This is a genomic window from Micromonospora sp. WMMD1076, assembly GCF_029581475.1.
GTDB lineage: Bacteria > Actinomycetota > Actinomycetes > Mycobacteriales > Micromonosporaceae > Micromonospora > Micromonospora aurantiaca.
Genome location: NZ_CP120862.1, coordinates 2,652,537 through 2,666,367, shown reverse-complemented (window position 1 = coordinate 2,666,367; position 13,831 = coordinate 2,652,537). Strand labels below are relative to the sequence as shown.

At 72.5% G+C, this 13,831-nt stretch carries 13 protein-coding genes; 6 read left to right on the top strand and 7 right to left on the bottom strand.

Translation table 11 applies throughout. From position 1 onward, the window contains the following. Positions 1-4: 4 nt before the first annotated feature. From O7622_RS12985 to O7622_RS12975, 3 genes are read left to right on the top strand one after another with little or no spacing between them, the layout of a single operon-like run. Complete coding sequence (locus O7622_RS12985) at positions 5-961, top strand: sugar ABC transporter permease (RefSeq protein ID WP_282313572.1); 957 nt, start codon at positions 5-7, stop codon at positions 959-961. Next, positions 958-1,839, top strand: a complete 882-nt coding sequence (locus O7622_RS12980) for a carbohydrate ABC transporter permease (RefSeq protein ID WP_013284905.1) — start codon at positions 958-960, stop codon at positions 1,837-1,839. The genes O7622_RS12985 and O7622_RS12980 overlap by 4 nt, the downstream gene beginning before the upstream one ends. Next, entirely contained in the window at positions 1,836-4,061 is a 2,226-nt protein-coding gene (locus O7622_RS12975; protein ID WP_282313571.1) for an alpha-galactosidase, read from the top strand. Before O7622_RS12980 ends, O7622_RS12975 begins: the two co-directional genes overlap by 4 nt. An 83-nt stretch (positions 4,062-4,144) precedes the next feature. Here the strand turns inward: O7622_RS12975 and O7622_RS12970 are convergent, their stop codons facing one another. Further along, positions 4,145-5,533, bottom strand: coding sequence for a cellulase family glycosylhydrolase (locus O7622_RS12970; RefSeq protein ID WP_282313570.1), 1,389 nt, complete (start codon positions 5,531-5,533; stop codon positions 4,145-4,147). Between the two features lie 306 nt (positions 5,534-5,839). Here O7622_RS12970 and O7622_RS12965 point away from each other — a divergent pair, with 306 nt between their 5' ends. Continuing rightward, positions 5,840-6,802: a TIGR03557 family F420-dependent LLM class oxidoreductase gene (locus tag O7622_RS12965; RefSeq protein ID WP_282313569.1), complete on the top strand. Its 963-nt coding sequence runs from the start codon at positions 5,840-5,842 to the stop codon at positions 6,800-6,802. A 194-nt stretch (positions 6,803-6,996) separates the two neighbouring features. After that, on the top strand, positions 6,997-7,653 hold the full coding sequence (locus O7622_RS12960; protein WP_282313568.1) for a GAP family protein: 657 nt from the start codon (positions 6,997-6,999) through the stop codon (positions 7,651-7,653). Here the strand turns inward: O7622_RS12960 and O7622_RS12955 are convergent. The 6 genes from O7622_RS12955 to O7622_RS12930 form a co-directional block, all read right to left on the bottom strand. Beyond that, a complete protein-coding gene (locus tag O7622_RS12955; protein WP_282313567.1) occupies positions 7,640-8,437 on the bottom strand; it encodes an endonuclease/exonuclease/phosphatase family protein in 798 nt (265 codons plus the stop codon). The genes O7622_RS12960 and O7622_RS12955 overlap by 14 nt on opposite strands. A gap of 4 nt (positions 8,438-8,441) precedes the next feature. Then, positions 8,442-9,932, bottom strand: a complete 1,491-nt coding sequence (locus tag O7622_RS12950; protein ID WP_282313566.1) for a phosphatase PAP2 family protein — start codon at positions 9,930-9,932, stop codon at positions 8,442-8,444. Between the two features lie 79 nt (positions 9,933-10,011). Then, complete coding sequence (locus O7622_RS12945; RefSeq protein WP_282313565.1) at positions 10,012-11,013, bottom strand: YihY/virulence factor BrkB family protein; 1,002 nt, start codon at positions 11,011-11,013, stop codon at positions 10,012-10,014. Then, positions 11,006-12,013, bottom strand: a complete 1,008-nt coding sequence (locus O7622_RS12940; RefSeq protein WP_282313564.1) for a diacylglycerol kinase family protein — start codon at positions 12,011-12,013, stop codon at positions 11,006-11,008. The genes O7622_RS12945 and O7622_RS12940 overlap by 8 nt, the downstream gene beginning before the upstream one ends. Positions 12,014-12,104: 91 nt before the next feature. Continuing rightward, positions 12,105-12,680, bottom strand: a complete 576-nt coding sequence (locus O7622_RS12935) for a Clp protease N-terminal domain-containing protein (protein ID WP_282313563.1) — start codon at positions 12,678-12,680, stop codon at positions 12,105-12,107. Beyond that, a complete protein-coding gene (locus tag O7622_RS12930) occupies positions 12,680-12,916 on the bottom strand; it encodes an HTH domain-containing protein (RefSeq protein ID WP_030275209.1) in 237 nt (78 codons plus the stop codon). Before O7622_RS12930 ends, O7622_RS12935 begins: the two co-directional genes overlap by 1 nt. A gap of 98 nt (positions 12,917-13,014) precedes the next feature. Here O7622_RS12930 and O7622_RS12925 point away from each other — a divergent pair, with 98 nt between their 5' ends. Next, on the top strand, positions 13,015-13,815 hold the full coding sequence (locus O7622_RS12925) for a PP2C family serine/threonine-protein phosphatase (RefSeq protein WP_282313562.1): 801 nt from the start codon (positions 13,015-13,017) through the stop codon (positions 13,813-13,815). Positions 13,816-13,831 lie beyond the last annotated feature (16 nt).

Genomic DNA, 13,831 nt, shown 5'->3' with positions numbered 1-13,831 from the left:
CATCATGTCCGACCTGCCCCTGATCCAAGCGGATCGCGCCGTGCCGCCGCCGGCCGCGACCACCACCAAGGGTGGTCGCGGTCGCCGGCTACGGCTCCTGTCCCGCACCGACTGCGTGGTGATCACGCTGATGGTGCTGGTACCCCTGTTGCTCGTCACCGGGCTGGTCTGGCTGCCCGCGGTGGCGACCGTGCTGCTGTCCGGCACGAACTGGGACGGCATCGGCCCGATCAGCGAGATCGAATGGGTCGGGGTCAAGAACTACGACGACGTGGTGAACATCTACCCGCCGTTCGTCCCCGCGGTGCAGAACAACCTGCTCTGGCTGGCCGCGCTGTTCGTGGTGGCCACCCCGTTCGGCATGTTCCTCGCCGTGCTGCTCGACAAGGAGCTGCGCGGCAGCCGCTTCTACCAGACCGCGCTCTATCTGCCGGTGGTGCTGTCGCTGGCGCTCATCGGCTTCGTCTGGCAGCTCATCTACAGCCGCGACCAGGGGCTGCTCAACGGCGTGTTCGGCGGAGACACCGACTGGTACGGCGACCCGAACGTCAACATCTGGGCCGTGCTGGTGGCGGCCGGGTGGCGGCACGTCGGCTACGTCATGCTGCTCTACCTGGCCGGCCTCAAGGGCGTCGACCCGTCGCTGCGGGAGGCCGCCGCGGTGGACGGCTCCTCGGAGACCAGCACGTTCTTCCGGGTCGTCTTCCCGGTGATGCGGCCGATCAACATCATCGTGCTGGTGGTGACGGTGATCGAGTCGCTGCGCGCGTTCGACCTGGTCTGGGTCATCAACAAGGGCCGCAACGGGCTGGAGCTGATCTCCGCGCTGGTCACCCAGAACGTGGTGGGCGAGGCCAGCCGGATCGGCTTCGGCTCGGCGCTGGCGACGATCATGCTGGCCGTCTCGCTGGTCTTCATCACCATCTACCTCTGGACCGTGATGCGGGAGGACAAGCGATGACCGCCGTCTCCGCCGGCCGCCGCCGCCCCGTGCGGCCCGCCCGGGTCGTCCTGCACCTGTTCCTGGGTACGGTCGCCGTGGGCTGGCTGTTCCCCATCCTCTGGGCGGTGCTCACCTCGTTCCGCTCCTACGAGTACACAGCCGCCAACGGCTACGTGTCGCTCGGCGGCTGGACGGTCGACAACTACGTCACCGCCTGGCGTACCGCCGAGTTCGGCAAGCACTTCCTCAACTCGGCGTACATCACCGTCCCGGCGGTGCTGCTCACGCTGTTCCTCGCCTCCTGCGTGGCGTTCGTGATCGCCCGGTTCAGCTGGAAGCTCAACATCGCGCTGCTCGGCCTGTTCACCGCGGCGAACCTGCTGCCGCAACAGGCGCTGCTCATCCCGCTGTTCCGGATGTTCACCGAGATCCCGCTGCCGGCCTGGATGAGCGACTCGGAGCTGCTGTACGACAGCTACTGGGGGCTGATCCTGGTCAACGTCGCGTTCCAGTGCGGCTTCTGCGTGTTCGTGCTCAGCAACTACATGAAGGCACTGCCGCACGAGCTGTACGAGGCCGCGATGGTCGACGGGGCGAACGTGTGGCGGCAGTACTGGCAGGTGACGATGCCGCTGTGCCGGCCCGCGCTGGCCGCGCTGGCGACGCTGGAGGTCACCTGGATCTACAACGAGTTCTTCTGGGCCACCGTGCTCATGCGGACCGGCGACAAGTTCCCGGTCACCAGTTCACTGAACAACCTGCGCGGCGAGTTCTTCACCGACAACAACCTGGTCTCGGCCGGTTCGGTGCTGGTCGCGATCCCCACCCTGGTGATCTTCTTCCTGCTGCAGAAGCAGTTCGTCCGGGGTCTGACGCTGGGGGCCTCCAAGGGATGACGATCGTCCACCTGCGCCGCGCGCGGACCAGCCTGGTGCTCGACGCACGCGGCACAGGACTGCCCCGGGTCGTGCACTGGGGCGCCGACCTCGGCCCGCTGCCCGGCGAGGACCTGCCCGCGCTCGTCGACGCCACGGTCCCGCCGGTGGTGCCGAGCAGCTTCGACACGCCCACCGTGCTGTCGCTGCTGCCCGAGGCGAGTGCCGGGTGGAGCGGGCGGCCCGGTCTCGCCGGTCACCGCGACGGCCGGGACTGGTCGACGGCGTTCCGCCTCACCGGCCTCGACGTGCACGACGAGCCCACGGCACCGCCGCCGCCCGACGCTGCGCCCGCCCTGTTAGGAGGGGCCCCTTTACATGCACCAGGCGTTAACAAGGGGCCCTTCCTTACCTCCGGGCGGGTGGTGGTGCGAGCGGCGGACCCGGGCGCGGGGTTGAGCCTGACCGTCGAGATCACGCTGGACGCGGCGGGGGTGCTGACGCTGCGGCACCGGCTGCGCAACGACGGCGACGGCCGGTACGAGGTGCGGGAGCTGACGCCCGTGCTGCCGGTGCCGGCGGTCGCCACCGAGTTGCTCGACCTGACCGGCCGGTGGTGCCGGGAACGCGCGCCGCAGCGGCACCCGTGGCCGATGGGCGCGTGGGTACGCGAGGGGCGGCACGGCCGCACCGGCCACGACGCCACGCTGTTGCTGGTCGCGGGCACCGCCGGGTTCGGTTTCCGGCACGGCGAGGTGTGGGCGGTGCACACCGCGTGGAGCGGCGACCACGTCACGGCCGCCGAACGACGTCCGACCGGTGAGTCCACGCTCGGCGGCGGCGAGCTGCTCGCACCCGGCGAGATCGTGCTCGGGCCGGGCGAGGAGTACGCCACTCCCCTGCTCTACGCGGCGCACTCGGCCGACGGGCTGGACGGGCTCAGCGACGCGCTGCACACCCACCTGCGGGCCCGCCCGTCACACCCGCGCACGCCCCGGCCGGTAACGCTGAACGTGTGGGAGGCGGTCTACTTCGACCACGGCCTGGATCGGCTGCGGGCGCTCGCCGACGCGGCCGCCGAGGTCGGTGTGGAACGCTTCGTGCTGGACGACGGCTGGTTCCGCGGCCGGCGGCACGACCAGGCCGGGCTCGGCGACTGGTGGGTCGACGGCGAGGTCTGGCCGGACGGGTTGCAGCCGCTGATCGACCACGTACGCGGGCACGGCATGCGGTTCGGGCTCTGGGTCGAACCGGAGATGGTCAACCCCGACTCCGACCTGTTCCGCGCCCACCCCGACTGGGTGCTCCAGGCGCCGGGCCGGCTGCCGCCGCCGTGGCGGCACCAGCAGGTGGTCGACCTGGCCCGCCCGGACGCGTACGCCTATCTGCTCGAACGGCTCGACGCGGTGCTGAGCGAGCACGACGGGATCGCGTACCTGAAGTGGGACCACAACCGCGACCTCACCGAGGCCGGGCATGCCGGGCGGCCCGGTGTGCACGCGCAGACGCTCGCGGTCTACCGGCTGCTGGACGAGTTGCGCGCCCGGCACCCGGACGTCGAGATCGAGAGCTGCTCCTCCGGTGGCGCGCGGGTCGACCTGGAGATCCTGCGCCGCACCGACCGGGTCTGGGCCAGCGACTGCAACGACGCGCTGGAACGGCTGTCCATCCAGCGCTGGACCGGCCTGCTGCTGCCGCCGGAGCTGATCGGCACGCACATCGGCCCGGAGCGCTCGCACACCACGCACCGTGTGCACGACCTGAGTTTCCGTGCGGTCACCGCGCTGTTCGGCCACCACGGCATCGAGTGGGACATCACCGCGATCGACGCCGGCGAGCGGGCCGAACTCGCCGCCTGGGTGGCGCTGCACAAGCGGCTGCGCCCGCTGCTGCACACCGGCCGGGTGGTCCGGGTCGACCACCCGGACCCGGCCGTGCAGGCCCACGGCGTGGTCGCCCACGACAGCTCGCATGCGGTGTACGCGGTCAGCCGGGTCGCCACCTCGGCGGCGCAGGTGCCGGGCGCGGTACGGCTGCCGGGGCTGGACCCGCGGCGGCGCTACCGGGTCCGCCCGCCCGCCGGGGTGCCGGAACCCGCCCTGCTGGAGCTGTCCCCACCGGGCTGGCTGGCCCGGCCGGGCGACGGGATCGCGGTGACCGGTTCGGTGCTGGGCACGGTGGGCCTGCAACTCCCCGCCCTGCATCCCGAACAGGCCCTCCTGCTGGAGGTGACCACGGCCTGACCCCCCACCCCGGTGATCAAGGAGTTCGTGTCGCCGTCGAGGTCCGATCGGGACACGAACTCCTTGATCACGCCACTAGGGGGTCAGGCGGGGGTGCAGGTCACGGCGGGGGTGGAGTTCGTGCCCTGCCAGCTGCCGATGAAGCCGAAGCTGGTGCTCGCGCCGGCGCCGAGGCGGCCGTTGTAGTCGACGTTGCGGGCGGTGTACGCCGACCCGCTGTTGCTGACGCTGGCGTTCCACGCCTGGGTGACTGACTGGCCGTTGGCGAACGTCCAGCGGACCGTCCACCCCGTGATCGCCGCGGCGCCGGCGGTCACCTTGACCTCGCCCTGGAAGCCGCCCTGCCACGAGTTCGCGACGGTGTAGGCGGCGGTGCAGCCACCGGACGGTGGGGGCGTGGTGGTCGGCGGCGGGGTCGGGCTGGGGCTGCGCGTCGGCGTCGGGCTGGTGGTCGGGCTGCCGGTGGGGCCGGCGGTCGGGGTGCTGCCCGCGTACACCGACGCCTCGCGGGAGGTGGCCGCGATGCCGTTGGCGCCGTTGAAGATCCGCTGACCCCAGGTGGTGAGCTGGGCCGGGTTGAACGCGGTGGTCATGTCCAGGTACTCCACGCCGCCGCCGTTGCCGCTCCACGACCAGCCGAGGTAGCCGATGCCGTTGGCCTGGCCGTACGCCATGATGGCGTCCTCGTCCGGGTTGCCGTCGGAGTGGTTGAAGCCGAACTCGCCGACCACGACGGGCAGCCCGGCGGTACGGAACCGGCCCAGGTAGTCGCTGATCTCGGCGGCGGTGTCGAACACGCCGTACATGTGGATGGAGAAGACGGTGTTGCGCTGCGGGTCGGCGGCGAACACGGTGCCGGCGTTGTCGCGCATGGTGAACGACCAGTCCTGGCCCCAGTTCGGCGCGTCCACCATGATCGTGTGGGTCAGACCGGCGGCGCGCAGCCGCTTGATCGCGTTCGAGGTGTCGGTGGTCCAGGCGCTGTAGCCCTGGTTGCCGAACGGCTCGTTGCCGATGTTGACGATGACGTACTTCTCCTGGCCCTTGAGCACGTCGGCGATGCTCAGCCAGTAGTCGGTGGCCTTCGCGAGCGAGGCGGCGGCGCCCTCCTCGCCGTACCCGGTGGTGTCGTGCACCTCCAGCACGCAGATCAGGCGGTTGGTCTTGCACAGCGAGATCACGTTGGCCACGTCGGCGGCGCTGTTCCTCGTCCAGCGGTCGCCGCTGGCGAGCACCACCCGGACGGTGTTCGCGCCGAGCGCCTTGATGTCGGCGAACGAGCTGGTCTGCTGCGGGTACCAGGTGTGCGCGTGGTTGACACCGCGCATGACGAACTCGGAGCCGTTGGCGTCGTATAGCCGCCCGTTGGAGACGGAGAACCCGGTGGCGGCTTGGGCCGGCTGCCCGAGGGCGAAGACGGCGGCGAGGGCCGTCAGCAGGGCGGCGCCCGCGACGGAGAGCAGTTTCTTCATGGCTGTCCTCAGGGGAAGGTCTCCCCCGTGCCCGAGCGGGGGTGCGGTGACTGTGACGAGGTGGTGGCGACTGAGCCCGGTAGCCGCCGCCCGGTTCCCGAACGGACGCAGGCATCAGCGTAGGGCGATGGAAGGCATTAGGCAACCGGTTAAGCAGGGCGCGCGGGGAGGCGAAAGGGGTTGACCGGCCACACGCACTGAACCGGTTAAGAGAGCTGACCGGAGGCGGGCGGGGAAGCGGACAGCAGGGTTGACCGGCGCCGGGCGGGGTATCCGGGGACGATCCGCCCGGGAAGGAGACGTGCCATGGTCAACGTCGGTTACACCCTCATGTGCGAGCAGGCCGGCCCGAAGGAACTCGTCGACCACGCCGTACGCGCCGAGGCCGCCGGCTTCGACCATCTGGTCATGTCCGACCACTACTACCCCTGGCTGGAGTCCCAGGGCCACTCCCCGTACGCCTGGTCGGTGCTCGGCGCGGTCGCCCACGCCACCACCCGGGCCGAGCTGATGTCGTTCGTGACCTGCCCGATCCGGCGGTACCACCCGGCGGTGGTGGCGCAGAAGGCCAGCACCATCGGGGTGCTCTCGGACGGGCGGTTCACGCTCGGTCTCGGCGCCGGGGAGAACCTCAACGAGCACGTGGTGGGCGGATGGCCGCACGTGCAGCAGCGGCACGAGATGTTCGAGGAGGCGCTGCAGATCATCCGGCCACTGCTCAACGGCGAGACGCTGACATTCTCCGGCAACCACTTCGACGTGCCCGACGCGTACGTCTGGGACCGGCCGGAGCGGCCGGTGCCGATGGCGGTGGCCGCGTCCGGGCGGCAGTCGGCCACGCTGGCCGCCGAGTACGCCGACGCCATGATCGCCACCGACCCGCTGCCCCATCTGATCGACTTGTACGAGGAGGCGGGCGGCGCGGGCAGCCCCCGCTACGGGCAGGTCGCGATCTGCTACGGCCCGGACGAGGACGAGTGCCGCAAGATCGTGCACGAGCAGTTCCGCTGGTTCGGTCTGGGCTGGAAGGTCAACGCCGACCTGCCCGGCCCGGAGTCGTTCGAGGCGGCCACCCGGTTCGTCCGGGAGGAGGACGTGGCCGAGGGCATCTCCTGCGGCCCGGACACCGACCGGCACATCGAGGCGTTCAAGAAGTTCGTCGACGCGGGCTTCACCCACGTCGCGCTGGTCCAGGTGGGCGGCGACACCCAGCCGATGTTCCTCGACTGGGCCCAGGAGGAGCTGCTGCCCCGGCTGCGCGAGCTGTGACAGTGCTCGCCACCCCGCTGAGGAGTTGACGCCATGCGTATCGGGAACACCGAGATCCGGCCCGCCGGGGGCGGGCTCGGCTGCCTGCTGATGATCCTCTTCTCGATCGTCGCCTCGGTGGTGCTCACGGTGCTGCTCAACCTGGTCCTGTAGAACCCGGCCCGGCGCGCGCGACGGCGACGCCAGAATGGGGCATGCCCCTGCTGACCGCGCTGCCGCTGGCGCTGGAGATGGTCGCCGGGTCGAAGCTCGTCAGCGCCGTCGTCCTCGCCTCCGCCCGCCACCCGCGGCGCAGCTCGGCGGCCTTCCTGGGCGGTGTGGCGGTCGGCGTCCTCGGGCCGTTGACGCTCTGGTACGCGGCGTTCCGGGTGGTGCGGCACACCGCCGTGCACGGCATCGGGGTGGGCGGCAGCCGGCGGCTCATCGACTGGATCGTGCTGGGCCTGCTGGCGGTCCTCATGGTGATCACGTTCCGCAGGCGGCGGCGCGACCGGCCGCCCGGGTGGCTGCGCCGGTTGCAGGACCCCCGGCCCGCGTACGCCTTCGGTCTGGGGCTGGTGCTCGCCGTCGCCGTACCGAGCGACGAGCTGGTCATGGCGTCGGTCGCGGGGAGCATGGCCGGGCACGGCCGCCCGTGGTGGCATCTGTTGCCGTTCGTGGCGCTCACCGTGCTGCTGCTGGCCCTGCCGCTGCTCGTGCTGCTGCTGTCCGGCGAGCGCGCGGAGCGTCTGCTGCCCGCGTTCCGCTCCTGGACCGACAGGCACTCCTGGCTGGTCAGCGAGACGGTCATCCTGATCTTCGCGGCCTTCGTGGTGGCCGACCTGACGTCCGGGTCGTTCAGCCGGCCGTGAGGTCCACCTCGGCCAGCACCGGATAGTGGTCCGACGCCGCGTCCGCGTCACCGTCGCGGACCACACGCACCGCGCGTACCCGGTCGGCCAGCGCCGGGGTGGCGAGCAGGTAGTCCAGCCGCATCCCGGCGAACTCGGCGCCGCCGTGCCGGGTCGGCACGGTCAGGCCGCCGGGTTCGTCGCCGCCGGACCGCGGCCACAGATCCACCAGACCGGCGTCGAGCAGCCGGGCCACCGCACGGGTGTCCACGGTACGACCGTCGCGGCGCAGGTGCCGCCGCCGGTACGGGGTGGCCAGCCCGGCCAGCCGGGCGGTGTGGTCGGCTGTGGGCTCCAGCGTGTTCAGGTCCCCGGCGAGCAGGGCCAGTTTTCCCCCGGTACGCCGGAGCGCGGCGGCGAGCCAGTCCGCCTCCATCCGCCGCCGCCCGCCCGAGTAGGGGTACAGGTGCGTGCTCAGCACGGTGAGCGGTCCGGCGCCGGTCGCGACCTGTACCCGGGCGGCGGCGTGGTGGAACGGGCGGCGGACCCGGCCGGCGCGCAGCACCCGCAGCGGCGGGCGGACCAGCACCGCCACCGGCTGACCGAAGCAGGACCGGGCCGGGTACGCCGCCATCCCGAGCCGCCCGGCCAGGCCGCCCAGCGTGGCGTCCATGCCGCGCAGTTCCTGCAGGGCCAGCACGTCGGGGCGCTGGGCGGTGACGACCGAGACGATCCGGTCCCGGCGGTCGGTGCCGTCGCCGTCCCGCCCGCCGGTCCGGATGTTCCAGGTCATCACCCGCAGCATCGGCTCAGTCCGGCCGCGCGGCCTTGGCCAGCTCGTCGTCCAGCTCGTCCACCTGTTCGGACTCGATCGCCGGCCGGTTGCCCTCGTACACGTCGGCGTTGGGCCGGATCACCCAGTACAGCAACGACAGCCAGAGCGCGCCGAGCAGGATCGCGCCCATGAAGTCGGTCGGGTGGTGCATGCCCCGGTACATCCTGGAGGTGGCCACGCCGACCGGCATCAGCACGGCCATGCCCACGAACAGCCACCGCCACCACCTGTCGGTACGCGGGAACACGATGACCGCCATGGCCACCCAGAGGCAGATGGTCGCCGCGATGTGGCCGGAGGGGAACGACGAGGTGGGCATCTGCCCGTCCAGGTTCTCCACCGGCGGCCGGGGCCGGTCCACCACCCGGGCGCTGGCCAGGAACAGGCTCAGCTCGCCGACCATCGCCAGCACCACGTACAGCACCGGCCGCCAGCGCCGCCACACGGCCAGCACGATCGGGCAGAACACCAGCGACACCAGCAGGATGGCGTGGGTGTCGCCGAACTTGCTCCACCACCAGCTCAGCTCCGTGAGCACGCCGGCATGCCGCTCGGCGAACCAGCGCGGCACCTCGGTGTCGAGCGTGTCGAGGAACGTGCCCTTGGCGTGGTAACTGACGAACATGCCGAACGCGTAGAGCACACCGAAGACGAGCACCCAGCCGACCAGCAGCTCGGCCACCGCCGAGCGCGGGTGCTCCAGCACCTTCTCCTCGTCCGGCGCGAGCGCCAGGTCCTCGCCCGCCTCCGGCTCCAGGCCCTCGCGCAGCGGCGGCACCGGCCGGCCGCGCTCGCGCCGCCACAGCCGGAAGGCGTACGCGGTCACGCCCAGCCAGGCCGCGCCGAGCAGCCAGCCACCGATCACGTCGGACACGAAGTGCACGCCCAGCGCGATCCGGGTCAGCCCGACCAGGAAGATCAGCACGCCGGCGATGGCGACGGCCGGCTTGCGCCAGCGCGGCGACATGGCCGGCAGGAACACCAGCAGCAGCGCCCCGTACGCGACGAACGAGCCGAGCGCGTGGCCGCTCGGGAAGCTGTTGCCCGGCGCGCTGGCGATCGGCACGTCCACCACGGGGCGCAGCCGCCCGACCAGCGCCTTGAGCGACGGGTCGAGGATCAGCCCGCCGGTGCCGGTGACGATCAGGTAGACCGCCAGCCGGGGCTGGCGGCGGATCAGCAGGCCCACCACCGCGATGGTGACCAGCCAGATCAGCACCGGCCGTCCGCCCAGGTCGGTGATCGCCTGAAGCACTGTGACAAGCGGGCCGTGCGGGGCCACGAGGTTGTTGAACCACTCGGCCGCCGCGTGGTCGGCGTCGGCCAGCGGGCTCCACCGGAACCGCACCAGCATGAGCAGCACGCCGAACCCGACTCCCGTGCCGGCCACGGCGAGCAGGCCCGCGAGGCTCCGCTCCGCGAAATGGCTGAGCGGCCGGCTCCCGGCTTCCTTGACCGCTGTCACACCACACACCTCCCTCGTTCTTCTGCGAGGCGCGCTGTACCCGATCGGCGTGTCCCGTACACGCCGTACCGGCGCGGCGTCAGAGCGAGGTCATCTCACCGGTGTCGAACAGCTCGGCCCGCTGCGCCTCCGGCTCCCACAGGTCCGGCTGGGCGGGCTCCTCCACGCCGATGCGCATCGCTTCGAGCTGGGCGGCGAAGGCCAGCCCGCCGAACAGCGCGATCCCGGTGAGGTTGGCCCAGAGCAACAGGGCCATCATGCCGGTCAGCGCGCCGTAGGTCTGGCCGAATCCGCCGCTGTACTTCACGTAGGCGGCGAGCAGCAGGCTGGCCAGCCACCAGATCGCGATGGCGATGGACGCGCCGAAGAAGAGCCAGGACAGGCCGGGCTGGCGGCGTCGCGGGGCGTGCCGGAACAGCACCGCGACGGCGAGCACGGTGAGGCCGAGGCTCAGCGGCCAGCGGATCACGTCCCACCCGGCCATCGCGAGGTCGCCCCACTCGTAGTGCCGCCGTACCGACGCGCCCATCGACCGGCCGCCGACCAGGATCAGGAAGCCCGCGAGCGCGGGTACGCCGGCGATCACCGCGAGGACCGCGGCGCGCAGGTACTTCGCCGGCGCCGGGCGGTCCCGCTCGACGCCGTAGATCCGGTTGGCGCCCCGCTCGATCTGCGCCATCGTGGTGGTCAGCGCGACCAGCCCGGTCAGCAGACCGAGGGTCAGCGCCAGTTCACCGGCGTCCTCGGTGCGCTCGCTGTCGGTCAGCAGGTCCTGCACCATCGCTTCGCTCTGGCCGGGCGTGATCGCCAGCACCGTGTCGGCGACGACCTTGCCGCCCTCGTCCACGCCCAGGTCGGTGATCAGACCGGTGAGCGCGATCAGGAACGGCACCACCGCCAGGCAGAGCTGCAACGCCAGCGCCCGGGAGTGGCTGAAGCCGTCGCCGTAGCGGAACCGGATGAACGCGTCCCGCAGCAGGCACCAGCCGCCGTGCCGGCGCAGTGTGTGCCAGGCGTCGTCGGCGGACAGCTGGTCCTCGGTCATCAGCCGGGTCTCGGGGACCAGCTTCGTGCTACTCACGGCGGGCCTCCTCGACCAGGTGCTCACCGCGCTCGCCGACCGCGTCCGCGTCCACCGCCAGGTCGGGATGCTCCTCCGGGCGCGGTACGCAGAGCCAGAGCGACTCGGGGCGGATGGTGGCCTTCAGCGAGCGGCCCGGCTCGATCAGGTCGCCGTCGAGCTGCCGGGGCTGTGCCCGGGTGCTGGTGATCTCGACCGCGCGGGCCCGGAACACCTCCATCCCGGGCACCCTGTCGCGGCGGCGCAGCACCGCCCAGCCCATGGCGAGCCAGTGGCGCAGCGTACGCGGCGTCAGCACCGCCACGTCGAGCCAGCCGTCGTCCGGTTCGGCCTCGGTGAGCAGGCGTACCCCGCCCTGGAGACGCCCGACGTTGGCGACCAGGACCGAGCGGGCCCGGCGGCGCAGCGGCGGCTTGCCGTCGATTCGCACCGAGACCCGCATCGGCCGGTCGCGCAGGTGGCGGGCGGCGCCCACCACGTACGCGGGCCAGCCGATCCGTTTCTTCGTGGTCTCCGAGGTGGAGTCGAGCATCTGGGCGTCGAAGCCCATCCCGGCCATCACCGCGAAGCACTTGTCGCCGACCACGCCGACGTCGAGGCGGCGCATCCCGCGCTCGACGGCGACCTCCAGCCCGGCGGCCAGGTCGCCTGAGAGGCCGAGGTTGGCGGCCAGCAGGTTGCCGGTGCCCTGGGGCAGCACTGCGAGCGCCACGTCGGTGCCGGCCAGCGCGGTCACGCAGGCCATCACCGTGCCGTCGCCGCCGCAGGCGAAGACGACCTCCGCGCCCGCCCGCACCGCCTGTTCCGCCTGGCCGCGGCCCGGGTCCTCGACCGTCGTCTCGTACCAGGCCGGGGCCGGCCATCCGGCGGCGGCGAGCGCGCCGTCCACGGTGCGGCGGAACTCGTCCAGGTCGGCCACCTTCACCGGGTTGACCACCACTGCCGAGCGCGGGGTGCGGTTGTCCGCGTTCACCGGGCGCTTGTCGTCTGCACCGTTCACGGCGTCAGTGTGCAGGAGACGTGGCGTGACGGCGACCCGGCGCAGCGGGACGTTGCGAGGACCGCAAACAGGTTTGAGAACCGGGTGCGGGTCAGGCCGCCTCGCGTAGCGCCGCGTCGACGCGCCGCCGCAGGTCGTCGATGTCCACCCCGGCCTCGGTGAGCACCGCGGCGGCCGGCCCGTCGCCCTCGCGCAGCAGGCCGAGCAGGATGTGTTCGGTGCCGATGTGCCGGTGGCGCAGCCGCAGCGCCTCGCGCAGCGACAACTCCAGCACCTTCTTGGCGCGGGGCGAGAACGTGCCGTGGTGCGACCCGCGACGCCACCACCGGCGCGGGCGCGGGGTCGCCTCGCGCAGCGCGTCGGGGCCGAAGGACTCCTCGATCCGGGCCACTATCGCGGCGAGGTCGATGCCGATCTCGCGCAGCGCCGCGGCGTCCGCCGCGCCGAGGCCGTCCACGCCCTGCGCGGTGTGGCGGGCCACCGCGGCGCGCAGGGTGCCGGCGTCGACGCCGCCGGCCGCCAGCAGCCGTACCGCCAGGCTGTCGCGGTCGGCGAGCACGCCCAGCAGCAGGTGCTCGGTGCCGACCGGCCGCCGCCCCTCGGCGCGGGCCTCGTCGAGCGCGTGGTGCACCACGGCACGGGCCCGGTCGGTGAATCGTTCGAACATCACGCCTCCCAGCTCTCGCGCACCGCCGGTCGCCCGGCGTGCTTCTTGTGGACCGCCTGCCGGCTGACCTCGAGGGCGTCGGCGATCTCCTGCCACGACCAGCCCTGTCGCCGGGCGTTGTCGACCTGGATCACCTCGAGCCGTTCGAGCAGCCGGCGCAGGGCGAGCACCGCGCGCAGGCCGACCTTGGGGTCGGTGCTGCCGGCCGCCGCCGCGAGTTCCGTCGCTTGACTCATGCTGTCAATGTAGGTTGACAGCCCTTCACCTGTCAACCCTGGTTGACAGGTGACCCGGCCTACCGCTGTCCGGCCCGTCCCGGTGTTACGGTCCGCTGGTGTTCCGCCGCCGTCCGCTGGACCGGCCGGTCGAGCCCGCGCGCCGGCTCACCGCCGGCCGCCTCACCCTGGAGATCGCCGGCGGCGGCGTGGTCGGGCACCGCTACCCGGAGAACTACGACGTGCTGCACGTCGACCCCGAGCTGCCGTTCGCGGTGGTCTGCGACGGGATGGGCGACGGCGAGGGCAGCCGGGTGGCGGGCACGACGGCGGCCCGGACGTTCACCGCGCGGGTCCGTGCCGGCTGGCCCGCCGTCGGCGCCGCCGCGCTGCGCGCCGCCGTGGCCGAGACCCAACGGCGGGTACGCCAGGCCGGCGCCGCGCAGCCGGGCCTGACCGGGTGCACGCTCACCGCGCTCGTGGTCGAGCCGGACGGCGACCAGGGCTGGCTGGTCCAGCTCGGCGACTCGCGGGCGTACCGGCTGCGCGACGGGCTGCTGGAACTGGTCACCGTCGACCACACGATGGCCTGGCTCGGCCTGCTGCACGGCTGGTGGCCGGCCGGCTCGCCGGAGGCGGCGCGGGCGCGCTACCAGCTGCTGCGCTACGTCGGCCACCCGGACCAGCCCGAGCCGGACCTGCTCGCCGTGCCGCTGCGCCGGGGCGACACCTGGCTGCTGTGCACCGACGGGATCAGCGACCAGCTCGGCTACCACCGGCTGCGCGACCTGCTCTCCGCGCGGCGCGACCCGGCGCGCACCGCCGAGGCCCTGCTCGCCGCCAGCCTGGACGAGGGCGGCGAGGACAACGCCACAGCCGTCGTGCTGCGGGTCCACCCGGCGCTGCCCGCCCCGCGCTGACCGCCAGTTCCGCCGA

What these genes read in the sequence shown, in the direction of transcription:
- O7622_RS12985 (WP_282313572.1), top strand. Translation starts at nt 5, where the DNA reads ATGTCCGACCTGCCCCTGATCCAAGCGGATCGCGCCGTGCCGCCGCCG.
- O7622_RS12980 (WP_013284905.1), top strand. Translation starts at nt 958, where the DNA reads ATGACCGCCGTCTCCGCCGGCCGCCGCCGCCCCGTGCGGCCCGCCCGG.
- O7622_RS12975 (WP_282313571.1), top strand. Translation starts at nt 1,836, where the DNA reads ATGACGATCGTCCACCTGCGCCGCGCGCGGACCAGCCTGGTGCTCGAC.
- O7622_RS12970 (WP_282313570.1), bottom strand. Translation starts at nt 5,533, where the DNA reads ATGAAGAAACTGCTCTCCGTCGCGGGCGCCGCCCTGCTGACGGCCCTC.
- O7622_RS12965 (WP_282313569.1), top strand. Translation starts at nt 5,840, where the DNA reads ATGGTCAACGTCGGTTACACCCTCATGTGCGAGCAGGCCGGCCCGAAG.
- O7622_RS12960 (WP_282313568.1), top strand. Translation starts at nt 6,997, where the DNA reads ATGCCCCTGCTGACCGCGCTGCCGCTGGCGCTGGAGATGGTCGCCGGG.
- O7622_RS12955 (WP_282313567.1), bottom strand. Translation starts at nt 8,437, where the DNA reads ATGCTGCGGGTGATGACCTGGAACATCCGGACCGGCGGGCGGGACGGC.
- O7622_RS12935 (WP_282313563.1), bottom strand. Translation starts at nt 12,680, where the DNA reads ATGTTCGAACGATTCACCGACCGGGCCCGTGCCGTGGTGCACCACGCG.
- O7622_RS12930 (WP_030275209.1), bottom strand. Translation starts at nt 12,916, where the DNA reads ATGAGTCAAGCGACGGAACTCGCGGCGGCGGCCGGCAGCACCGACCCC.